Here is a 20,959-nt window from a genome sequence, read left to right as displayed (position 1 = left end):
TTGGTTTGACATGTTTTGCAGAAAATCCGTCCGGCTCTTTGTCTTCAGCGCTCCGGAACGAAGGGCTTGCCGAGCGACGCTGGCGTGTTGATCAAGGTCGCGCGGCGATTTTGAGAGATGATGACGAGAACCACAATAGTCGATGCGTAAGGCAGCATCGACAGGAATTGTGAGGGAATACCGACGCCAAAACCCTGGGCGTGAAACTGCAGGATCGTAACGGCGCCAAAGAGATAGCCGCCGGCCATGACACGCATCGGCCGCCAGGACGCGAAGACGACGAGAGCCAGCGTCACCCAGCCGCGGCCGGCAGACATGTTCTCAACCCATTGCGGTGTGTAGACGAGCGACAGTTGCGCACCGGCGAGCCCCGCACAGGCGCCGCCGAACATCACGGCCAGATAGCGCGTACGGATGACGTCGATGCCGAGAGCGTGAGCCGAGCCATGACTGTCACCAACGGCGCGCAGCTTCAGGCCCGCGCGGCTGCGGAAGAGGAACCAGTTGACGCCGACGAGCAGCGCAATCGACAGGTAGAAGGTCAGGTCCTGCTTGAACAGCACCGGCCCGAGAAGCGGGATATCAGACAGGAACGGGAAGACGATTTCCTGCAGCTGCACGCCCGGCACGCTCACATAACCCTCGCCGATCATGCCGGAGAGGCCGAGGCCGAGAATGGTCAGCGCAAGACCCGTGGCGACCTGATTGGTAACGAGTGTCAACGTGAGAAAGGCGAACAGCTGTGAAAACAACGCGCCGGCAACGACACCGGTGATGAGGCCGACATAAGGCGAGCCCGTCATCTGCGCGCCGACGAAAGCGGCGACCGCGCCCATGATCATCATGCCTTCGACGCCGAGATTGAGCACGCCAGAGCGTTCCACTACCAGTTCGCCGAGGCCCGCAATGACGAGCGGCGTCGATGCGGTGATGATGGTCAGCAGGATTGCTTCAAAGATGCTCATGCCGCACCTCCCCGAACGCGCGACCAGACCAGACGGATCTTGTAGTGGATCAACGTATCGCAGGAGAGCACGAAAAACAGCAGCAGCCCCTGGAAGACGCTTGCCGCCTTGGCGGAAATGCCGGGCGACAATTGCGCCGCCTCACCGCCGAGATAGGTCAGCGCCAACACAAACCCGGACAAGATCGCACCCAGCGGATTGAGACGCGCCAGGAACGCAACGATGATTGCGGTAAAGCCATAGCCCGGCGAGATCGCCGGCTGAAGATGGCCGATCGAACCTGAGACCTCGGAAATACCAGCAAGGCCCGCGAGCGCACCGGAAAAGAGAAAGGAAAACCAGACCATTTTCCGCGACGAAAACCCGGCAAAACGCCCTGCCCGCGCCGATTGGCCGAGCACGGTTATCTCGAAGCCCTTCAGCGTGTATTTGATCATGAACCAGGCAAGGAGAGCCGCAACGACGGCAAAGACGATCCCCCAATGCGCGCGGCCGGAATCCTCCCAGATTGCCGGCAACACCGCCTCCGGCGGAAAATCGATGCTTTGCGGAAAATTATGGCCCTGGGGATCGCGCCACGGTCCGCGCGACAGCCAATCCAGGAAGAGTTGCCCGATATAGACGAGCATCAGGCTGGTCAGGATCTCGTTGGTATTGAAATGCGCCTTCAGCAGCGCCGGAATGGCGCCATAAAGAGCGCCGCCGATTGCACCGGCAATCAGCATCAACGGCAGGACCATCGGCGAATGCCAACCGGTGAAGACAATCGGAATGAACGAGCCGGTAACGGCCCCGATCGAGAACTGACCTTCCGCTCCGATGTTCCAGTTGTTGGATCGGTAGCAGACGCAGAGGCCGACGGCGATCAGGATCAGCGGGCCGGCCTTGATCGCCAGCTCGTGCAACGACCAGACTTCAAGCAGCGGCTCGACGAAGAACGCATCCAGCGCCTCCACGGGATCCTTGCCCATGATGGCGAACATGATGGTGCCGGCGATGAGCGCCAGCGCGAGGGCAAGCAGCGGCGACAGGATGCCAAACAGCTTCGAGACCTGCGGGCGCTTTTCAAGTTCAATGCGCATGCGCGGGCTCCGAATGCGTCCTGGATTCATGCATACCGCCCATCAACAAGCCGATCTTTTCGCGTGTGAGTTCGCCGGCTGGATAGGATGGCGACAGACGCCCTTCCGAGATCACCGCTATCTCGGTTGCGACTTCAAAGATCTCGTCAAGGTCCTGGCTGATGACAAGCACCGCCGAACCGTCGCGGGCGAGATCGACCAGCGCCTGCCGGATACGGCTCGCAGCGCCTGCGTCCACACCCCAGGTCGGCTGATTGACGACCAGCACGCTCGGCTGGCGATCCAGCTCGCGGCCGACGATGAACTTCTGCAGATTGCCGCCGGAAAGCGCGCCGGCGGCCGGATCATCGCCGCTCTTGCGCACGTCCATTGCCTCGCAAATGCGTTTGGAAGCCTGCTTGACGACGCGGTGACGGATGACGTTGAGGAAGCGACCGAGCAGGAATGCCTTGCGGTCCGATTGATTGCGGGCCAGCACGAGATTGTCCGAGAGCCTCATCGCCGAAACGGCGGCATGGCCATGGCGCTCTTCCGGCACGAAACCGGCCCCGAGCAACCGGCGGGCATTGATACCCTTGGTGCCAACGGCCTTGCCGCGCACATGGATCAGATTGTCTGACGGGACTGTGTATTCGCCGGAAATGACATCGAACAACTCGCCCTGCCCGTTTCCCGCAACGCCTGCGATCGCCAGCACCTCGCCGGCACGCACGCGCAACGAAACATCCTTCAGCGACATGGCAAAGGGCGTCCGCGCCGGTACAGTCAGGCCTGCGACCTCCAGCTGGATGTCGCCGGGTTTCCCAAGTCCCTCATGCTGCACGCTGGCGACATCGCTTCCGACCATCATGCGGGCGAGCGAGCCCGTCGTTTCCTGCCGTGGGTCGCAGGCACCGGTCACCTTGCCGTGGCGAAGCACCGTGGCGCGCGAACAGATGCGCTGCACTTCTTCGAGGCGGTGGCTGATGTAAAGCACCGAACGCCCTTCGTCCCTTAACTGGAACAGGGTTTCGAACAGACGGTCGGCCTCCTGCGGTGTCAGCACCGAAGTCGGCTCGTCGAGAATGATCAGCTTCGGATTCTGCAGCAGCGCGCGGACGATCTCGATACGCTGGCGCTCGCCAACGGAGAGGTCGGCAACATGCGCATTCGGATCGAGAGGCAGGCCATAGGCACGCGACAGCTTTGCCGCTTCCTCGGATATTTTCGCGATCGGTATCTTGCTGTCGAGCGACAGGGCGATATTTTCAGCAACCGTCAGCGCTTCAAACAGCGAGAAATGCTGAAAGACCATGCCGATGCCAAGCTTGCGGGCCGTACCCGGCGCGTCGATCGCAACGGGCTGGCCCTGCCAGACTATCTCTCCATGCGTCGGCTCCAGCACGCCGAACAGCATCTTCACGAGCGTGGATTTGCCTGCGCCGTTTTCGCCGAGCAGAGCGTGAATTTCGCCCGGCTGGATTTCCAGATCGATTTCATTGCAGGCGGCAAAACTACCGAATAGCTTCGTCAGTTTGCGAACCGACAACAACGCGCCGGCCGCCGGTACATCAGATGATGACACGTTCCCCTCATTTCCTTCCCACCGTCCTGCCCTTTACGGATCTATGGGATCAGTAGTGTAGTTCCACTCGTTTTCCTGGCTTCCAGATCCGCGTGTGCGCGCCCTGCATCAGCAAGCGGATAAGTCTGATGAATATTGATACGCACTTTGTTGCTTTGCACAACAGCAAATAACGCCCCGGCGCTGGCTCTGAGCTCTTCAGGTGTGGAGACATAGGCGAAAAGGCTTGGACGCGTCGCGAAAAGCGAGCCTTTCTGATTGAGGGTAGCGAGATTGAAATTCTCGATCGGCCCAGAGGACTGGCCGAAGGTAACCCACATGCCGCGCGGCTTCAGGCAGTCGAGCGACTGCGGAAACGTGTCCTTGCCCACTGAGTCGTAAACGACATCGACGCCCTTGCCACCGGTGATCTCCTGAACGCGCTCGGCAAAATTTTCCCGGCTATAGTCGATGACATGGTCATAGCCATGGGCCAATGCCAGCTCGACCTTTTCCCGGGAACCGGCCGTCCCGATCACCATAGGCGCCCCAAGCGCCTTCGCCCACTGGCCGGCAATCAAGCCAACGCCGCCGGCAGCGGCATGGAACAGCAATGCGGTGCCGGGGCCGACCTTGAAGGTGCGATTAAGCAAGTATTCGGCGGTCATGCCTTTCAGCATCATCGCAGCCGCCGTTTCGAGCGGGATGTCGTCGGGCACCTTGACCAGATGGCGGGCCTCGATGTTGCGCTCGACGCTATAGGCGCCGTCACTGCCGGCATAGGCGACGCGATCTCCAACAGAGAAATCGGAAACGCCAGGGCCTATGGCGGTAACCGTGCCCGCGCCTTCTTTCCCCAGCTGCAGCGGAAAGCGCGGCGCCTTATAGAGGCCCGACCGCAAATAGACATCTATGAAATTCAGGCCAATGGCGGCCTGGCGAATCTGAACCTCACCGGCACCGGGAGGCGGCAGATCCACCTCCTCCAACTTCATGACGTCCGGGCCGCCATTTTCATGGATCTGAATGACCTTGGTCCTAGTCATGATGCGCAATCCTCATTGACGCCCGAGAGACGGGAAAAACTGCAGCACGGCGCCGATGCAATAGAGGTAGATACCGCTGATGATAAACAGGACAACGGCCCATTGCGGCATGACGAAATGCATCAGCAGCGAATAGACGCCCAACGCCGACCAGAACAGGAATATGCCGAGATTGAGCGGTCGCAAGCGTTTGACGCGTACCGGGTGCAGGAAGTTTATCGGCAGGAATGTGAGGACGACGGAAACGCCGACCACGATCATGGCTGTCGTGGCGCTCGCATCGATGACGAAGAGCGTGAAGATCACCATGTTCCAGACCACCGGGAAGCCAGAGAAGAAATACTCCTCAGTCTTCATGCCGGTATCGGCGTAATAGATGGCGCTGGAAACCACGATCATGCCGGCGGCGACAAAGGACCAGGGCTCACCGATCATGCCGCTTTCATAAAGCGCGAAGGCCGGCAGCAGCACATAGGTCACGTAGTCGATAATGTTATCAAGCGTATCGCCGGACCAATTGGGCAGGACTTCCTTGACGCGGACCTTGCGGGCGATCGGCCCATCGATGCCATCCACCAGCAGCGCCAGACCGAGCCACCAGAACATATCGACAAAACGATGCTCCGAGGCCGCGACGACGCCGAGAAAGGCGAGAAAAGATCCAGATGCCGTCAATATATGCACGGAGAAGGCACGAATCTCCGCATATGGCACCCGTTTATATTTGAAGATTTTCATCCGCCCCATGACTCGTCGGTTTATGCGCCTGCCCCGGCAGACGGTTTTTCTCGCTAATATGCATCCTTTGGTCTTCACCGCCAGCGCAAAAGCGTTCGTCCTCGACACGCTAGCGCGAGTTCCTGTCATTTTCACCCGCTGCGATGTTTCATCCCATGGATTTCAACAGGCTAAGCGCCTATTTTCAGAACGAGAAGCAATTGAGGCATCGATATGAAGCAGATTGAAGTGGCCGTCATCGGCGGGGGTCTGGCCGGTATGATCACCGCATTCGCGCTTGCGCGCGGCGGAAGATCCGTCGCCCTGGTGGCAGCGCCACACAACAAGGCCGACAAGCGGACGACTGCACTGATGGATCAATCCATCCGCTTTCTCGAGCGACTGACGTTGTGGGAAAAGATCGCACCGTCCGCGACCCCGCTGACAACGATGCGGATCATAGACGGCACATCGAGGCTGCTGCGTGCGCCGACCGTCTCCTTCCGATGCTCGGAAATCGGTCTCGACGCTTTCGGCTACAATATTCCGAATGCCGTGCTGCTCGACACGCTCGGCAAGGCCATCGAAGCGGAAGGCAATATCAGCCGCATCGAAGCCACCGCTTCGGACATCAGCTTTCGCGATGATGGCGTGACGATTGCGATCGACAATGGCGAACAGATCGAAGCCGCTTTCGTTGTCGGCTCCGATGGCCGGAACTCTATGGTGCGCGAGTCCCTGGGCATCAAGGTCAAGGGCTGGTCCTATCCGCAATCGGCCATGGTACTGAATTTCGCACATACTCTGCCGCATCAAAATATCTCGACGGAATTCCACACCGAAAGCGGTCCGTTCACGCAGGTGCCCCTACCCGGCAACCGCTCCGGCCTCGTCTGGGTGCAGAAACCTGCCGAAGCCGCGGCCAATGCCGAAAAGTCGCTGGAAGAGCTCGGCAGGCTGGTCGAAGAGCGCATGCAGTCTATGCTCGGACAGGTGACGGTGGAAGATAATGTTCAGGTATGGCCGCTCTCTGGCATGACAGCCCGCCGCTTCGGCAAGGGCCGTGCCGCCCTGATCGGCGAAGCCGCCCATGTTTTTCCGCCAATCGGGGCGCAGGGTCTCAATCTGAGCCTGCGCGATATTTTGGCGCTGTCCGACATTCTCAGTGGCACGACGGATCAACCCATCTCAGCTTCCGCCGGTGACCGGTTCGACAGCAAGCGCCGCGCCGACATTATCAGCCGCACGACGAGCGTCGACTTGCTCAATCGCTCGCTTCTTTCGGATTTCCTGCCGGTGCAGATGTTGCGCGCCGCGGGGCTGCATGTGCTCTCCGCCATCGCGCCGCTCAGGAATATCGTCATGCGCGAAGGCATCGAGCCCGGCGGCAGCCTGCGGAACTTCCCTTCAATGCTAAGAGAAAAGCTGCGCCGGTAGCGCACCCGACTTTATCAGATAGAGCAACAATGAGACCGTCACCACGGAACAAGCCGTGGTGATCAGGATTGTGGCGGAGGCCCGCTCCTGCCAGACGCCGTACTGCTGACCGATGACGAAGACGTTCGTCGCCGTTGGCAAGGCGGCCAGCAACATTGCCGCTTCGATCCAGATCGGATCAAAGCCGCCGACCGCCTGCAGCACGATATAAACGATGAGCGGATGCAGGATAAGCTTTGCCGGCACGATATAGCCGATCTCGACCGGCACCCGCTTCAACGGACGCAAGGCGAGCGTTACACCCATTGCAAATAGAGCACAGGGTGCTGCCGCTTGCGCCAGATAGTTGATAAATCGCTCGAAGGCCGTTGGTTGGGGAATTGAGAGCGCGGCCACGGCAAAGCCCAAAGCGGTCGATAGGATGAAAGGGTGCAGCAGCACTTTCCGGGCGATATCTCCAGCCAGGCGCCAGATAGAGCGCTTGTCTCCACCTTCGAGCGCCATCAAAGCCGGCGCGACGATGAAGTGGAGCGCGTTTTCGAAGCAGACTATCAACGCGACCGGAACGGCTGCCTTCTCTCCCAGGGCCAGAAGTGCCAGGCCCGGTCCCATGTAGCCGATATTGCCATAGGCTCCCGCAAATGCCTGGATGGTGCTGTCGGCGAGCGAATTGCGGCGCAGGAAACGCCCGACGAGAAACAGCAGCAGAAAAATCGAATAGGTGGCGGCGATATCGGTAGCGATGAAATCGATGCGGGTCAGTTGCTCGATCGGTGTCTGCGAAACCAGCTTGAAGAACAGCGCCGGCAAGGCCGCATAGATGATGAAGGTATTGAGCCAGCCAAGCGCTTCCGCCGGCTGTTTGGTCATGCGCGCGGCGGCATAGCCGATCAGGATCAGGCCGAAGAACGGCAGCAACAGACCGACAATGTCAGCCATCGGGCATGTTCCATTTTGCCGAGGAAACGAAGGCGAAAGATGTCGCCCCGGCTTAGCCGATTTTCATCAGGATTGGAAAGGTCTGCTGAAACCAGATCGCCATATCGCTGACATAGCCGAAGATGAAGGCCAGCCCCGTCAGCACCAGCAACCCGCCCATGACCTTCTCCACCGTGCCGAGATGGCGGCGGAAGCGGGACAGAAAATTCATGAAGGCGCCGGAAAAGCCCGCGGCGATCCAGAACGGAATGGCAAGGCCCAGCGAATAAACAGCCAACAGACCGGCGCCGGCACCAACCGTCTCGCGCGACGCTGCAACACCGAGGATAGCGCCGAGAACCGGGCCGATGCAGGGCGTCCAGCCAAAGGCAAAGGCAAGGCCCATAATATAGGCACCCGTCAAGGTCGCCGGTTTGCCGTTTCCTTGAAAACGCGCTTCGCGAGCAAAAAGACCGATGCGGAAAACACCGAGGAAATTCAATCCCATAACGACGATTATGAGGCCGCCGATCTTTGAGAGAATATCGAGATGTTGGCGCAGCAACAGGCCGATCGACGAAGCGCCGGCGCCGAGCGCGACAAATACGGTGGCAAACCCCAGCGTGAAGAACAACGCCGACATCAGCACATTGCCGCGAACGCTCGGTCCCTTCGCCAAGGCCGCGCCACCACCACGAAACTGCTCAACCGAAATTCCGGCCATATAGCAGAGATAAGGCGGCACCAGCGGCAGCACGCAAGGAGAAAGGAACGAAAGCGCCCCGGCGATCAAGGCACTGAGAAGCGAGATATCGGCAAGCGACACGATGGACTCCGGCTAGGTCATTTCGCCCTCTTCCTACCGTCGCGAATGCCGGAAAGCCAATCACCTTTTCGAGGGAGCAGCCTCACAAGGTTCCGCCGCGAGCTAACAAGAAAGCCAATCCAGCCACCCGAAGCCGGCGGACAAAGGGCGCGACCAACGGTCGCAGAACGGCCTAACGAACGAATTGCTTTTGCAAAAATATTGGTTCAAGCTGGGATCGTTCGTTGAACAACGTGCATTCCACCCAAGTACTTAGCGGAGGAACTACCCCCATGCGAATCGTTACTATGTTCACGACTGCAGCCTTTGTCGCTCTCTTCAGCGTAAGCGCCATGGCACAAACGGCGACCCCCAGCACCACGACGACAACACCGAGCGCCACAACCACAACGCCAAGTGCTACAACGGCAGCACCCGCAGCGAAATCGGCAACGACCAAGCCAAAGGCCATGAAGCCGGCTCAGACTGCCGTTTCCAAGGCATGCTCGGCTCAGGCCGATGCCAAGGGTCTCCACGGAAAGGCTCGCGCCAAGTTCCGCAGCGACTGCAAGAAGAGCGGTGGCAAGGCATAAAATCTGACATTGCCCTTATCCAATGGTCAACTTTACCGCCGAAATGGCGGTAAAGTTGATTTTGGTGATCTAAGCATTGCTTCCTGGCAAATCCTCACACTGAGAGACGCCTGCTTATGAGATCTCAACGCCAGCGTGGTTTGCGCCAGCGCCTGAGAAGACATGCAGCGGCATTTTATTTGCCTTTCGGCTTGAGCTCCCTTGTCACCGGATCGACTTTTCCATCCGCCAGCCTATTACGCGGGTCTGCAACAAGCGCGCTCTTACCTGTCGTATCCGCTGCCTTTTTCACATCATGAGCCTTGCTATGCTGTATTTTTGCGAGTGACTGCTCGTTTTCCTTGCCGCGCTTTGGGTTTAGGGATTGATCATGTACCAAGGTGGTTCTCCTTCTTCTGAAAGGGAAACACGGCCGATTCGATTAGGTTCCGCAGAAAGCAACCTCTCCATCACCCTGCAATCGCGTGCGCGCCAAAATAGCAGGCGGCGCTGAAACTATCTGTCAGATAGCCCGTATATCTCAAAAAGCATGGACCGGCGTCTGCCCAGACAAACCGGAAGATTCCACCTGTCGCCGGCGCCCGCACTGCGCCGGAGACGGCGGCAAAGGACGCCTCCGCGCCGATGCCGCGGCGTCCGGCGATGTGGCGTTAAAACCCTTCGCCGGACGCGCTTTTTCAGCCGGTCAAAATGGATAGCATGGCAGGAGTGTCGAGAGATATGCGCCCACTATATTAGACACTGTACTTTTAGCGACATCATATATTATAATGCGACGATTGATGCGATTCATCATGAATCTAAACGTCTCAGTTTCACTGACATGTGAGGAATCTGATCATGACTTCAATCGAGAAGACGAAGCTTGCTCGACGCATAATGCTCATATTGCTACCGGTCTTCGGTGGCCTTACTGTTGTTGGGATCGTTGCACTTTCAGCGATGGCATAGGCGCAGAGCTAGCTAGACGGCGGCTTGAGAAAAGCTGTGCGCGGCCGATCAAATCCGAAAACCTATCTGCAATTAATGCCGCACGGAGCTGTCACATCGCATTTCTGCGACCGAAGCCCTTATAAGCAATCGGAGCTGTCGACCGAAAAGGAGTAATCCTTGCCCTTGAGCTGGTAGATGTAATTGGCGAGGGAAGCTTCACCGGACACGAACTTCGGCAGCAAGGAATTGCATAAATCGGAAAGCTGGGCGGATTTGACGAGAGGCGCATCGAACCAATCGTCATCGAGGTCCAGATCATAGAAATAGCTGTAGATGCTATCGGTCAGATCTATTTTCTTCAGCGTGGTTTGCTGATCGATTTTCTTGGGCAGATCCTTGTTGGCGAACACCAGCGGATACCGGTTAGCAAGCTGCGGAAGCACAAATTGCTCCGTAACCGGCGTTGTGATGGCTACCCCCAACAAAGGCAGCACGCTCAGCGGTATCGCCACCTTCTTCCTGGCGATCACACCGAATAAAATCCCCAGGCCACCCAGCAAACCGCAAACGATCGCGTAGATTTCCCATGAGGATAGTTCGGCCAAAAATTCCATTATGCGTCCATCGTCTTTATCGGTCGTCTCATCGGCTGTGGTTATTTTAGCGCCAGATCGACATTTTTCGCCAGTCACTTTTCAGCGCGTGCAGCATAGTTTGAAGTCAGAAGGCCAATGTGAGCGCAAGCGCTTCCAGGGAGCTCACGGTGCTCTACACTCCCGCATATACCTCCCCGGCCCACCGCCAGGCAATCACCAGATGGGCTCGCTACCTGATTGTCAGCAAGGTTGTTGTTAGCATTAGAGATAGCCATGGAAAAACGCCCGATGCCGTATCGACAGACAACCGATTGATCGCAAGCAAGCCTGAGAGAACAATGCGAGTATCTGGAGGGGATCACTAACGCGTCCGAAATTCGGTGGTGAGAGCCATGGGGCTCGAACCCATGACCTACTGATTAAAAGGCTTTAGATAAATCAAGTATTTACAGAGCATCTAGCGTTTTATGCGCCACAGAGAAAGAGGTAACAACCGCAAATCTTGTCATTAAGCGAATAAATCGGAACTGATTTTGTCCATCGCGATCTTGTGACTTTCGGCCGGGAAAAGATGACTGTAGCGGTCCATCGTGATCTGAAATGTCGCATGACCGGCAAGAGTCTGAACTGCCTTCGGTGATAGCCCGGCTTCGATCCAAGTCGATATCGCAAAGTGGCGCAAAGCGTGCCAACCGATGTCCTCGATCGCCGCCAACTCAATGATGCCTTTGCGCGCGGTCTTCTTATCGCTTTTCCAGTTGCGCTTCATAAAATTCGTATGCCGAGTATAGCTGCCCTCAGTGTCCGGAAACACAAAATCATCGTCGCCCGCGAATTTCGAATCATTTCGCCACGGCTCAAGGGCTTTCGCCAAAGCCTTGCTTAACGGAACGTCGCGCGTGCCGGCGTCGGACTTGGTAACGCTAAAAGTGCCGAAGACATCGACTCGCGTGTTAACCTTCACGCTTCCGGCCGTTAGGTCGAGCTAGCTCCAGCGCAACGCCCATTGCTCACTCGCGGCAGGCCGGTAGTAGCCGCGAACATGATGGCTAGGGTGTCGTAGATCTTGGCATATCGATCCCAATGTGCGGAGAGCGCAAGGCCTTCCCACGGCTTGATCAGGCTGTCTGTCGCGCGGATCGCAGCAGGTGGGTGAGCCGTCGGCGAGCTATCCTTTATGGAATGCCAGCCACCACCAGCCGCCGCGATGAGCGTAGCCGCAATGGCAGCTTTGCCACGCTTGGTGGCGACAATCTTATTGATCGGTATCAATGCCTCCTTGATCGATGACGCGTCCCAGCGGGGACAGAAGAAGGATGACGATCGACAACCATCGCGGAATGCCCCCGTCGAGATACAGGACAACGAACGGAAGGATGCCGAGGAGTCCGGCGACATAGACCGGCCACATGGAGTAGGCGCGCCAAAGCGCCCGCCCCGGCTTGGGTACGAGTTTCACGATATCTTCCTTTTGTGGGTGACTATCTAAGCTCCCTTGCGGGAAGACAGCTCGGCGAGCTGCGCCAATTATGGCGCCGGCAAATATTACATGTTTAATGCGAGTTACAATTATTTTACACAACCATGCCAGCAAGGCATGGGCGTGACGGCCATCACATTGGTCGTCAGGTGGACATCAATCCCACTGGTTCCATCGTTGCGAACGGCCCCCACTCCAGCAACCGCCCGAACAATGCACGACGAAGCACTCGGCTCGTGCGTGGGAAGAGTACCGGCTTCCTGAGCTGCTCTGAAACAGGCGCTCCAACTTCAATGCGAAATCAATTGAGATCAACCGCAGCTCAGCCGAAATTAAAAAAACTTGCGGGAGCGCACGTGGGCACTGTAGAAGCATGGCGCCACTGAAGGCAACGTTGGGGCTCATATGCACGCCGTTCTTGGCGTGCTTGGTGCGTCGTTAACCGGCCTAAAAGCCTGCAGGTCAGCCGATGACGCGAGACGAAAGTGGAGCGAAATGGTGCCGCGGTTCAGCTTCTTTGCAATGTTTGAAAACTCCCTGCAAAAATTATATGTCGTGCGCTGGCGTGGATGTTTTTCGCCTTCTCTTCTGGCTATAGCGCTCACCGTTCCGGCTCTCATCCTTTTATTTATCGGCAAAGCAGAGATCATAAGTAACGTTCGGATGTGGGGATCGGAATCGTCAACCGTCTTGGCAAGCAATGATAAATCAACATCTGAGCCTTACCGCATTGAAGGAATGCCGGAAGGCGCAAACCTTCACTTTCGGCTCTCGCTTCAAATTCGCGCGGAATCCACAGCAGGTCACCCGAATGTTTTCCAAACAAGCGGCGACAACGATGGCGTTCGTGTTGAAGTCAACCGCAACAATGTTGCTGTGGTCGCCGGTAACAACCGCCCATACTGGGCTCCAATTGCCACTGCCGTTTCAACTCCAATCGAGACAGGGCGATGGTACAATCTGACCATCGAAGCATTGGACCAGGGTTTCGTTTCCATTCGCCTGGACGATCGCAACACTGCATTGATACAAGACAAGCACATCACGTTCAAAACCGATGACGTAAAGATCGGCGCCGGGTACGATAAGGACCGCGCCTTTCATGGTGATATCCGTAACGTCAGATTGGAAGCCTCAGGCGCCACGCCTTACAATTCTGTCTTGATGGCCTATTGGGCGACCGTCGCGGTTATTATCGCCGTCCTCATTGCGTCGCTAAGGGCAAGACGCTCTGACCTTAAGCGCATCGCTTCCGAGATTTCTACCGACGATATCAACCGAAGGCTTGCTACAGTCACCGGCATTCTCGCGATCGCGAACATCGCGGCGTGGACCTACACCGCCCTCGAGATCCCCAGGCGACTGGCTCATGTTCTGCACATCAATGCCAATGCTTTTCAAACGAGAGCGCCACTTTACGAACTTGGCGCTCCGTTCACAGACTTCACAGAGATCTGGACTTTCCCAAACTACGTTTCAGCGATTAGTTGGGCCTCTCCGCCAGCCGAGCAGATCAGAATTATGGTCAAGCAATTTATGATGGTTGAGTGGCCTGCGACTTGGGATAGCGGATTATTCTTTGTGTTGTTTTGCGGCCTAGGCCTCGGGATCCACGTATTTGGAATGATACGCTTGACGCAGGCGTGCGGGACCGATCGAAGATTTCAGACAACAAGGATTTTGCTACTCTCGATATTGGTGCTGATGCTTTACCCAATACACTTCGCAATCGACCGTGGGAATTCGGCTATCCACAACACCGGCCTTATCATCCTCGGGGCGGCATTGTATCTGCGAGGCTCACCATATCTGGCGGCTATCGCCTTCGATCTGGCTACTATTTCCAAGATAACGCCGATTGCTTTTGCGGTATCTTACTTCAGAGAGAGGAAATGGAAGCCGCTGGCCTTTATGATGGCCTTGGCAGCAACTGGCTTCATTGTTCCGACCATCATCCTATGGCATCTCTACGGATACAATATCAACTGGATGCTGGACGGACAGAAGATCTACTCCGATGAAATGGCGGTCAGCCCAGAGATTGGATTGGCATACAGCACTTCGCTATTCTCCCTCATCCGACTTGTCGTTACGTTCTTCGAAGTTGCACGGGGCTTTAATTTCGAAGAAGCGAGCCTGAAGGCCATACCACTCATCTCCAATTTGATGCCCTACTACACAATCGTGATGGCCGCAGTCGGACTCGATCTATTGGTCCAGACGTGGCGCAAGCGGCTTTCACCAGCAATCGCGATGTCTCTTTCGGCCATATACCAGGTCATGGCACCGCCAATTATCTCGGACTATTATTTGACCCTGCTGACGGTACCGCTACTCATCTTTATCTTCACTCCAAACCTCAAACGAGACCGTGTCGTTCAATTTATCATCGTAGCGGCCCTGGTCCCAAAAACCTTTGCATGGATCCCTTACGGACTAAGTGTAGCACCCTACAACGTTTCGATCGGCGTCCCGGTGAACGCTGCCCTTATCACATTCCTCTACGTCTATCTGCGGATCAAATATGCCGCCAGGAAAGAACGCTTTCAGACGCTGTCTACTCCTTTGCATCCGGTGTGATGGCCAAGGTTCGACGCTTCTCGAAGCGTTCTTCGACCAGTTTGTAGCTGGCATAAGCGACAACCATGGTGATGCAGAGCGCTGTCAGCAGCCCCGTGAACGCTTCGCGCAACCCAATTATCGCCGGCAAACTCGCCCGCAGATGAAGATAGATTGGCTCGTGCCAGCTATAGAATGCGTAAGTGATTGCGCCGAAGAATTGTGTATTCCGAACGATCGCCTTGCCGATCCTTCCAGATGTCTCACCGGATCTAACGTGCGTCTCGAAAAGGATGATTGCCGCGCCGGTCATCAAGGTGACCAGCGTCGGTCCAATATATATGATCAGGTTCATCGACGTCTGCGTGTATGGATTGGGCACCGCCACGCGCGAGTAGGCGAAGGACAAAACTAAATAACCCGCCAAGAGCAGCCAAAGGCCATAGTTGAGCAGATTCCTGGCCGAGGGGCGCTTTGGAACAAGAGCGATTACCCAATTTAGCAGCATGCCGATTAGAAAGAGGTCGATATTGGCAACCAATGGAACCAGTGCTCGTGGGACCCATCCGCCAGAATCTAGCTGCACAGCGGCTCCACGATAGACAAAACCTAAAACGAGCAGCGCACAGATTATCGCTATCGGATGCAATCGCTTTGCAGCTATCGAAATTCCACCGAACAGGAGAGGCACGAGCGCATAAAAAGCGACCTCGGTTTGCACGGACCAAAGCGCTGCAACTATCGGCATGCCCGCACCGTTTTGCTGAGAGAAAGTCACAAGTGCAACAATCTCCCATAGATTGGCAAGCAGGTAGATCCCCGGAACTGAAAGAACAGCCGTGAGAAACAGTACCGTGTAGTACATCGGAACAATCCGTCGGCACCTATTAATATAGAATGACCAAACTCTCTCCTTCGAAAGGCCGTAGCGCCCGCTGTAAAAGCCCTTGCCCATCAAATAACCGGACAGAACAAAAAACACCCAAACACCAGGCCAGGCAGAGCCCATTAAAGGCCAAACCGACAGTTTCAAGGGCCGTTCTGTCGGCAGAAATACCAGCGGCAATCCATGGCCAAAAACGACCATAAAACAAGCAAGCGCCCGCAACGTCAAAAGCGGATCAAATCCTGTAATTTGGTCCGGAACTAGATTTTTGGGTGTATCAGCGACGCGCGGTAACCCCATATAAAACAGGATCGCGCTCGCGCCGAGCATGAGCTGGCGGAGAATGGCGAAAACCAAATGACCATTCCAGCCCGCTTCCTCAGCGAGCGCCCGAATTTCGGGACCAAATGCCTCGATAGCGAACAAGCACAGAACGAGCGTGGAACAGACGAAAAGGTTATTGGGCCTCGACGCATCAGCGTGTGTTTTTTCAGAATAGATGAGACCCATATTCAGCATTCTCTCGGTGGTTGAACACCGAAACATAGACTACGACTCCAATTTAAAAGCAATTCTGTACACTGGTTGATCACGACATCATTTGCCATCATGTCATCAAGATTCTTTGGACATGATCACAGCCTAAAATATGTCAGGTCGACGGCCGTGTAACGGCTTCTACCATCTCTGCCGTCGGAGATTGCGATACAGCAGCGGTGAGTTGTTCAAGCGTTGCCTGGCACGTCACAACATGCGCTTTTCCGTCAGACCCTGCCATCTGAATTTGGGCTGCGCTGTGCAGACGGAACGCCCATTGGCCAGACACATCTGCACACCAGAACGGTGTCGACCAATCTGCCGCCAAACCAGGCAGGAGGCTGGCAGTTACACTGCCTATCATGTTCATCTGGTCGGTCACGTTGCTGGGGTAGGTGTATGCCGAGTCAAGCGCCCTTGACTCGTATCCGCCAACGATCGCCGCTGCGCATGCGGCAGTGAGTGCGATGATTTTCGCCACCTTGACGTCATCGAGCGCCACTGTCGCCGCATCCATGCAACTGCCGTCTGCCGACAGAACCTTCGTCTGATCGGAAAGCCACTCGCGCCAGACTTCTTCGGTGATTTCGATCGCATCATCCAGTCGTGTTTCTTCGGAAAACATGTCGTCGGGATAGCACCCTGTAATATGCCGGGCTGGGTCCAAGGTTACAAAAATACTCATATTCAATACCCCAATGCTCGCCAAAAATTGCTTGTGCCTGCGTTACCTGCCCAGATGTGTTTCGGTCTGGAATATTGACCCCTCTGGCGGGGTGACCGGCGTCCAATTTTGACCCCCCACCTGTTTCGCCTGACCATCCGTCTTTTGTTGGCGGATGAGGCAGTGACAATTACAGGGAATAACCGCCTTAGCATCAATTCCTGCATCAATGTTGCTAGCGGAGCCAAGGGCCGCGCATCCGGCAACATCTGGTGTAACGTCACCGCCCCCTATTCGAACGCTTCTAGCAATTTCTTCCAAAGCGGGAACATCCAAAATGGAACCCAGCTTGTTTCTCAGGCTGGTCCACTATCTGGCATTTCCTTGAGCGACACAGTTTCCGTCAACAATCTGTTGGGAAGCAAAACGAGCCCTACGATCTCATCAGTTTTTTGCAGCTCTCCGAGTGTGCTTGTGCCAAACGGCACCTGGACATTCAGGGTCGCCGTCGGCACGAGTTGCGTGACGGGGACCGGTGTCATCACTATGCCGACAAGCTGCCAATGGTTGGGACTGCAAGGTGACGAGCGGAACCGCAAGTGCGTCTAGCGTCCCGGTCATGGATCTGACCGCATCGACGTCCACGACAGTCAACGTCAAGAATTATGCGCGCTCGAACGGTGCCCCGGCTGCCTTCACATCTGGTGACGTGTTGCTTCTATCGTGTGCTGGACAATAGACAGGGAGCTCGACACGTGAAGCACAACGCCAAAACCGAATCCCTCGTGCGAGCCATCTGCTCCGAATATGAGATTCAGATTGTCCCGGCGAACGTCTTCCCTATGCCGGGGCAGACGCGCGCCGTATCCACGATGTGCCAGATCCTGGCCAAGTACGGAGAAGGCCATTTCCGGCTCGTCATGACCACGCTGGGCGAGACGCGGGGGAATAACGCGCTGATCGATCAGCTCCGCGGCGTGATCAATCAGCGTCTCGCCCTGGCCGGCGCTATATACTGGCGTCTGTGTACCTATAGCGAGCAGCGTATGTCGGCCAAAGACACGACCAGCACGATCAAGAACAAGGTTCCAGAGGTCGGGAGGGCTCGCCGCAATGCCAATCGTGAGCAGGTGATCGAGACGGGCCGCAAGCTGATCGATATCAGATCTCGGCTGCCTCACGGTGAATGGCTACCCTGGGTGCAGGAGCAATCGGGTCTCAGCTACGGCACCGTGCAGCGGTATACGCGGATGGCGATGGAGGAGCGCTCTGCCTCGTAGGCGTGAGGCGGAGCAGAGAGCCTTACGAGTAGCTGACGACGGCCTGAAGGATCTAAGCGGCAGCTTTCTCAACATTTCGCGTGAACCGTCCCCATCGCCGGGAAAGGTCATTTGATTTGCTACGGGTGACCTTCCGTCCTCTGATAACCCATTCCGGTCTCATTTCGAGATCGCCAATTGTCAGGTTGTTGATGACGGCAGATGTCAGACCCGGAATAGGACCTGCTTTATTCCCTGCGCGAACCCGTAGCTTCCAATCGGACGATGCGTGCTCAGAGTATCGTTCGCCCATCGCCTGATTAATGGAGTGAAGTCGGATTACAAAGGGGTCGATTTCCTTTGGTGTGGCGGAGGCATTATATGCCTTAAATAACTGCTTCGAAATTTCAAGCGGCCCTTTGAAATCGAAGAAGTCCGTCACAAGTACCAGAACATGGCGGCTCTCGGCACTATCAAATGCCCAGAAAAGAGCATTTGCATCAAGCCCTAACGCATCGAGCGCTGACGCAAACTCACGACCAGCCTTCAGATATTTGTCTTCAATGTCTGGCGCAGCCATGTCACTATTCCTTCATCGCCAAAAGCCGCTTCCACCATGGCTCGTGCTACTTTTCGTGGCATCGGTTTCGGATCGTAAGCTTGGTTCCTATCCCATTGTAGCACGACATGCCAGCAAGGCGCATTGGAATCCGTCACCGTGATCTTGATCCCGGCAATATCTTTCAGCACGCGAAGATTGTGCGTGTGTAAGTCAGGCCGCTGATCTTTGTCGGGCCACGCGTTGAATCGTTCAAGATGCCATATATATGCCTTCAAAGCACATTCAACGGCCAAACCGGCATGGAAGAAGCCTTGCGCAGCGGCTTCTTTGTTATCTGCCGTAGCGCGAGCCGCAATTTCATGCTGCCGGCACAGCGACAACCATCCATCAATAGACGATGGATTCATCATCGCCTCACAACGTAGCTTATGCCCTGTGAGTAAAAGCCTCCATGGACTGTATAGACCTCTGCTGAAAATTCAGCATCCCCCAGATCTATCATCAGTCGAGCAAAACCTTCAACACTCATCCAAATATCATCTTCCACACTTCTGGATTGAATTGCTTCACCTCATCCTCGACCGCGCGATCGATGATCTCGATCTGTTGCTGGATTTCTATGACCGCCTTTATGGTTCCTAGTCCGTCGTTTTGGGCTGCATGAAACGCCTTTTCTCTACGCCTCTTGACAAGAGCATCCCGGATCATCAGCAAGTTCTCAACATTCTTCTCCTGCTCAGACATTCCGCCCTCCCTGGCTGTCTGCTACCCAACGTAGAAGTTAGCAAAAGTCGCGCGAATGTCGATGGCGAGATTTCGCCTAGCAGTTTAGCGGAACTTGGACTTTTGGGCCATCTGGAGATATGGGGAAAAGATTCTCGGTAAGCTGGACTTAAATACTAGAATTTTGTCCCTCCAGAACTCATTATTTTTCTGTCGCTCGGCTAGCTCGTCGGCCCGATCCTTATAGAGGTGCATTGCCCGCTCAATATTTTCGAGCGACTCGACTGCTTCCCAAAACTCATCGACTTTCATTGTGACATCGCTTCCAAATAGAAAACGTGCCATCAACCATGAGTTCTGACCCCGTTGGCGAAAGGCGTCATAGTTTCTGTGTTCGCTTTCTATGGCTGCAGCTAAATTATGAAGGTCGACATAAACCTGCCAACGTCGCTCAAATAAATCGAGAACAACCTTCTGGTGGGAAGTGCGCCACTGCAGAAACCCGACGATACCTACCGCGATAGCAATTGCTGGAGCCAGCAGAGCCTGAAAGATCTGTATCCACGCCGGAATTGCCGTCATTTCCGTAACCTCACCCCTACCCCGCCATCCACTGTCTCAGCGTCCCCTAGGAAGGTCACGCCGGCGGCTTCCAGCGCACAACGAATGGCGGCCAGATTATTCACCGAAGGCAAGCGACGTCCCTTTTCGAAATCTCGAATTGTGCTCTCGCTGAGGTTGGATTCTTTTGCCAAGCGAGTTTGTGACCAATCGAGGAGGCCCCTTGCTGCACGAGATTGTTCAGATGTGATCGTCATAAAAAGCGGTCCTTTCACCATTTTCGTTTAACACAAACGAAAATCGTTGACATGCGGTAAAATTCGCGCTTTTTATCATAAATAAACGAAAACCGTTGAAACTGAAGAGACGATCATGCCCAACCATGCTGTTGTGGCCGCCGGTGAAGCTATGTCTGCGGGTAATATACTGGCGAATTTGCGGGACATGCTAAAATCAGGGGATGTCGGTGGTGCCTTATCACTACTGGATACCCAGTCTGATGAATCTAGATCAGCATTACCTTCGTTGCACACGCTTCGCGACCTGATCGATCGTCACGTGCGTCTATGGGAGATCGATGAAGCCTTATGGAGGGCTTTCTCGGATATTGAAGACAGCGAACCCATGAAGGCATGCCCTCCGCTTCGTGTGCAAATCGGAACGCTTCGCCATGGTTGCGATGAAGAAGGGCAACCTATTAGAACACCAATTCATGCAACTAGCTTGGAGCAAATTGCCCAAGAGGCGCAAAAGAATATGGATTTCCAAATAGGCCTGTTCGTAAGCCGGGACAATGCTGCCGGTATTGCTAGGCTCGAAGCGAAACGAACGGAATGGGTGGCAGAGAAGACGGCACAATTCAATGCTATTTGCGCAGAACGCACACGCATCCAGGATGAATGCGGCTTCACGGCCGCTGAACAAGCGGCTTTCGCATCCACTGATGCTGTCAAAGACATTGAACGACAAATCGTTGACCTTGCAACTAACGATTTCGAGACTGCATGATCGAAAGCAGCTTGGATAATTAAAGCCTACGAAGAAGACGTCGGCTATATCGGCGCAAGGGAGGTATTTGAAACATTAAAGTTCA

24 protein-coding genes are annotated in these 20,959 nt (G+C 55.6%); 5 read left to right on the top strand and 19 right to left on the bottom strand.

What is annotated here, in order from left to right:
• Positions 1-44: 44 nt before the first annotated feature.
• The 5 genes from ACQZ6F_RS17520 to pcsA are packed head-to-tail and all read right to left on the bottom strand — an operon-like array spanning position 45 to position 5,374.
• Positions 45-965: an ABC transporter permease gene (locus ACQZ6F_RS17520; RefSeq protein WP_449093239.1), complete on the bottom strand. Its 921-nt coding sequence runs from the start codon at positions 963-965 to the stop codon at positions 45-47.
• On the bottom strand, positions 962-2,047 hold the full coding sequence (locus ACQZ6F_RS17515; RefSeq protein WP_449093240.1) for an ABC transporter permease: 1,086 nt from the start codon (positions 2,045-2,047) through the stop codon (positions 962-964). The genes ACQZ6F_RS17520 and ACQZ6F_RS17515 overlap by 4 nt, the downstream gene beginning before the upstream one ends.
• On the bottom strand, positions 2,037-3,611 hold the full coding sequence (locus ACQZ6F_RS17510) for an ABC transporter ATP-binding protein (RefSeq protein ID WP_077471146.1): 1,575 nt from the start codon (positions 3,609-3,611) through the stop codon (positions 2,037-2,039). Before ACQZ6F_RS17510 ends, ACQZ6F_RS17515 begins: the two co-directional genes overlap by 11 nt.
• 41 nt (positions 3,612-3,652) lie before the next feature.
• The gene (locus tag ACQZ6F_RS17505; RefSeq protein ID WP_449093241.1) at positions 3,653-4,636 is read right to left on the bottom strand and encodes a quinone oxidoreductase family protein; all 984 of its coding nucleotides are present in this window, start codon (positions 4,634-4,636) and stop codon (positions 3,653-3,655) included.
• Positions 4,637-4,648: 12 nt separating this feature from the next.
• Positions 4,649-5,374, bottom strand: a complete 726-nt coding sequence (pcsA, locus tag ACQZ6F_RS17500) for a phosphatidylcholine synthase (protein WP_068386530.1) — start codon at positions 5,372-5,374, stop codon at positions 4,649-4,651.
• Positions 5,375-5,587: 213 nt separating this feature from the next.
• On the opposite strand from pcsA, the gene ACQZ6F_RS17495 reads away from it, so the two are divergent.
• Complete coding sequence (locus ACQZ6F_RS17495) at positions 5,588-6,790, top strand: UbiH/UbiF family hydroxylase (RefSeq protein ID WP_449093242.1); 1,203 nt, start codon at positions 5,588-5,590, stop codon at positions 6,788-6,790.
• Here ACQZ6F_RS17495 and ACQZ6F_RS17490 read toward each other — a convergent pair.
• Positions 6,767-7,729 (bottom strand): AEC family transporter, encoded by a 963-nt coding sequence (locus ACQZ6F_RS17490; protein ID WP_449093243.1) that lies wholly within the window; start codon positions 7,727-7,729, stop codon positions 6,767-6,769. The genes ACQZ6F_RS17495 and ACQZ6F_RS17490 overlap by 24 nt on opposite strands.
• A gap of 52 nt (positions 7,730-7,781) precedes the next feature.
• Entirely contained in the window at positions 7,782-8,534 is a 753-nt protein-coding gene (locus ACQZ6F_RS17485; protein ID WP_449093244.1) for a cytochrome c biogenesis CcdA family protein, read from the bottom strand.
• A 272-nt stretch (positions 8,535-8,806) separates the two neighbouring features.
• On the opposite strand from ACQZ6F_RS17485, the gene ACQZ6F_RS17480 reads away from it, so the two are divergent.
• On the top strand, positions 8,807-9,106 hold the full coding sequence (locus ACQZ6F_RS17480) for a PsiF family protein (RefSeq protein WP_077471150.1): 300 nt from the start codon (positions 8,807-8,809) through the stop codon (positions 9,104-9,106).
• Between the two features lie 175 nt (positions 9,107-9,281).
• Here ACQZ6F_RS17480 and ACQZ6F_RS17475 read toward each other — a convergent pair whose 3' ends face one another.
• The 5 genes from ACQZ6F_RS17475 to ACQZ6F_RS17455 all read right to left on the bottom strand — a co-directional run bounded on the left by ACQZ6F_RS17475 (position 9,282) and on the right by ACQZ6F_RS17455 (position 12,094).
• On the bottom strand, positions 9,282-9,485 hold the full coding sequence (locus ACQZ6F_RS17475) for a hypothetical protein (protein WP_077471151.1): 204 nt from the start codon (positions 9,483-9,485) through the stop codon (positions 9,282-9,284).
• Positions 9,486-10,176: 691 nt separating this feature from the next.
• Positions 10,177-10,653: a hypothetical protein gene (locus ACQZ6F_RS17470; RefSeq protein WP_449093245.1), complete on the bottom strand. Its 477-nt coding sequence runs from the start codon at positions 10,651-10,653 to the stop codon at positions 10,177-10,179.
• 490 nt (positions 10,654-11,143) lie between these two features.
• Positions 11,144-11,599 (bottom strand): tyrosine-type recombinase/integrase, encoded by a 456-nt coding sequence (locus ACQZ6F_RS17465; protein ID WP_449093246.1) that lies wholly within the window; start codon positions 11,597-11,599, stop codon positions 11,144-11,146.
• Positions 11,600-11,610: 11 nt separating this feature from the next.
• A complete protein-coding gene (locus tag ACQZ6F_RS17460) occupies positions 11,611-11,907 on the bottom strand; it encodes a hypothetical protein (protein ID WP_449093247.1) in 297 nt (98 codons plus the stop codon).
• A complete protein-coding gene (locus ACQZ6F_RS17455; RefSeq protein WP_449093248.1) occupies positions 11,891-12,094 on the bottom strand; it encodes a DUF7940 domain-containing protein in 204 nt (67 codons plus the stop codon). Before ACQZ6F_RS17455 ends, ACQZ6F_RS17460 begins: the two co-directional genes overlap by 17 nt.
• A gap of 426 nt (positions 12,095-12,520) precedes the next feature.
• Between ACQZ6F_RS17455 and ACQZ6F_RS17450 the strand changes: the two genes are divergently transcribed.
• Complete coding sequence (locus ACQZ6F_RS17450; RefSeq protein WP_449093249.1) at positions 12,521-14,695, top strand: glycosyltransferase 87 family protein; 2,175 nt, start codon at positions 12,521-12,523, stop codon at positions 14,693-14,695.
• Here the strand turns inward: ACQZ6F_RS17450 and ACQZ6F_RS17445 are convergent.
• Positions 14,673-16,070: an acyltransferase family protein gene (locus ACQZ6F_RS17445; protein WP_449093250.1), complete on the bottom strand. Its 1,398-nt coding sequence runs from the start codon at positions 16,068-16,070 to the stop codon at positions 14,673-14,675. The genes ACQZ6F_RS17450 and ACQZ6F_RS17445 overlap by 23 nt on opposite strands.
• A 142-nt stretch (positions 16,071-16,212) precedes the next feature.
• The gene (locus tag ACQZ6F_RS17440) at positions 16,213-16,782 is read right to left on the bottom strand and encodes a DUF4376 domain-containing protein (protein WP_449093251.1); all 570 of its coding nucleotides are present in this window, start codon (positions 16,780-16,782) and stop codon (positions 16,213-16,215) included.
• 734 nt (positions 16,783-17,516) lie between these two features.
• Between ACQZ6F_RS17440 and ACQZ6F_RS17435 the strand changes: the two genes are divergently transcribed.
• Positions 17,517-18,041 carry a DUF3102 domain-containing protein gene (locus ACQZ6F_RS17435; protein WP_449093252.1) on the top strand — a complete coding sequence of 175 codons (525 nt, stop codon included), beginning with the start codon at positions 17,517-17,519 and terminating at the stop codon, positions 18,039-18,041.
• A 52-nt stretch (positions 18,042-18,093) separates the two neighbouring features.
• Here ACQZ6F_RS17435 and ACQZ6F_RS17430 read toward each other — a convergent pair whose 3' ends face one another.
• From ACQZ6F_RS17430 to ACQZ6F_RS17410, 5 genes are all read right to left on the bottom strand, one after another.
• Positions 18,094-18,600, bottom strand: a complete 507-nt coding sequence (locus tag ACQZ6F_RS17430; protein ID WP_449093253.1) for a hypothetical protein — start codon at positions 18,598-18,600, stop codon at positions 18,094-18,096.
• Positions 18,567-18,992 carry a hypothetical protein gene (locus ACQZ6F_RS17425; RefSeq protein WP_449093254.1) on the bottom strand — a complete coding sequence of 142 codons (426 nt, stop codon included), beginning with the start codon at positions 18,990-18,992 and terminating at the stop codon, positions 18,567-18,569. Before ACQZ6F_RS17425 ends, ACQZ6F_RS17430 begins: the two co-directional genes overlap by 34 nt.
• 115 nt (positions 18,993-19,107) lie before the next feature.
• Positions 19,108-19,326, bottom strand: a complete 219-nt coding sequence (locus ACQZ6F_RS17420; protein ID WP_449093255.1) for a hypothetical protein — start codon at positions 19,324-19,326, stop codon at positions 19,108-19,110.
• An 84-nt stretch (positions 19,327-19,410) separates the two neighbouring features.
• Positions 19,411-19,887, bottom strand: coding sequence for a hypothetical protein (locus tag ACQZ6F_RS17415; RefSeq protein WP_449093256.1), 477 nt, complete (start codon positions 19,885-19,887; stop codon positions 19,411-19,413).
• Entirely contained in the window at positions 19,884-20,123 is a 240-nt protein-coding gene (locus ACQZ6F_RS17410) for a helix-turn-helix domain-containing protein (RefSeq protein ID WP_449096334.1), read from the bottom strand. The genes ACQZ6F_RS17415 and ACQZ6F_RS17410 overlap by 4 nt, the downstream gene beginning before the upstream one ends.
• Before the next feature lie 115 nt (positions 20,124-20,238).
• Here ACQZ6F_RS17410 and ACQZ6F_RS17405 point away from each other — a divergent pair, with 115 nt between their 5' ends.
• Positions 20,239-20,874, top strand: a complete 636-nt coding sequence (locus ACQZ6F_RS17405; RefSeq protein WP_449093258.1) for a hypothetical protein — start codon at positions 20,239-20,241, stop codon at positions 20,872-20,874.
• Positions 20,875-20,959 lie beyond the last annotated feature (85 nt).

The sequence above is a fragment of the Rhizobium sp. A22-96 genome, from assembly GCF_053521805.1.
Note: the sequence above shows the minus strand (reverse complement) of the source record. Positions and strands in the feature narration are given on the sequence as shown.

Excerpts from the sequence above, each read along its gene's own strand:
- ACQZ6F_RS17520 (WP_449093239.1), bottom strand. The coding sequence starts at position 965 with ATGAGCATCTTTGAAGCAATCCTGCTGACCATCATCACCGCATCGACG.
- ACQZ6F_RS17515 (WP_449093240.1), bottom strand. The coding sequence starts at position 2,047 with ATGCGCATTGAACTTGAAAAGCGCCCGCAGGTCTCGAAGCTGTTTGGC.
- ACQZ6F_RS17505 (WP_449093241.1), bottom strand. The coding sequence starts at position 4,636 with ATGACTAGGACCAAGGTCATTCAGATCCATGAAAATGGCGGCCCGGAC.
- pcsA (WP_068386530.1), bottom strand. The coding sequence starts at position 5,374 with ATGAAAATCTTCAAATATAAACGGGTGCCATATGCGGAGATTCGTGCC.
- ACQZ6F_RS17495 (WP_449093242.1), top strand. The coding sequence starts at position 5,588 with ATGAAGCAGATTGAAGTGGCCGTCATCGGCGGGGGTCTGGCCGGTATG.
- ACQZ6F_RS17490 (WP_449093243.1), bottom strand. The coding sequence starts at position 7,729 with ATGGCTGACATTGTCGGTCTGTTGCTGCCGTTCTTCGGCCTGATCCTG.
- ACQZ6F_RS17480 (WP_077471150.1), top strand. The coding sequence starts at position 8,807 with ATGCGAATCGTTACTATGTTCACGACTGCAGCCTTTGTCGCTCTCTTC.
- ACQZ6F_RS17470 (WP_449093245.1), bottom strand. The coding sequence starts at position 10,653 with ATGGAATTTTTGGCCGAACTATCCTCATGGGAAATCTACGCGATCGTT.
- ACQZ6F_RS17450 (WP_449093249.1), top strand. The coding sequence starts at position 12,521 with ATGCACGCCGTTCTTGGCGTGCTTGGTGCGTCGTTAACCGGCCTAAAA.
- ACQZ6F_RS17445 (WP_449093250.1), bottom strand. The coding sequence starts at position 16,070 with ATGGGTCTCATCTATTCTGAAAAAACACACGCTGATGCGTCGAGGCCC.
- ACQZ6F_RS17440 (WP_449093251.1), bottom strand. The coding sequence starts at position 16,782 with ATGAGTATTTTTGTAACCTTGGACCCAGCCCGGCATATTACAGGGTGC.
- ACQZ6F_RS17430 (WP_449093253.1), bottom strand. The coding sequence starts at position 18,600 with ATGGCTGCGCCAGACATTGAAGACAAATATCTGAAGGCTGGTCGTGAG.
- ACQZ6F_RS17425 (WP_449093254.1), bottom strand. The coding sequence starts at position 18,992 with ATGATGAATCCATCGTCTATTGATGGATGGTTGTCGCTGTGCCGGCAG.
- ACQZ6F_RS17420 (WP_449093255.1), bottom strand. The coding sequence starts at position 19,326 with ATGTCTGAGCAGGAGAAGAATGTTGAGAACTTGCTGATGATCCGGGAT.
- ACQZ6F_RS17415 (WP_449093256.1), bottom strand. The coding sequence starts at position 19,887 with ATGACGGCAATTCCGGCGTGGATACAGATCTTTCAGGCTCTGCTGGCT.
- ACQZ6F_RS17410 (WP_449096334.1), bottom strand. The coding sequence starts at position 20,123 with ATGACGATCACATCTGAACAATCTCGTGCAGCAAGGGGCCTCCTCGAT.
- ACQZ6F_RS17405 (WP_449093258.1), top strand. The coding sequence starts at position 20,239 with ATGCCCAACCATGCTGTTGTGGCCGCCGGTGAAGCTATGTCTGCGGGT.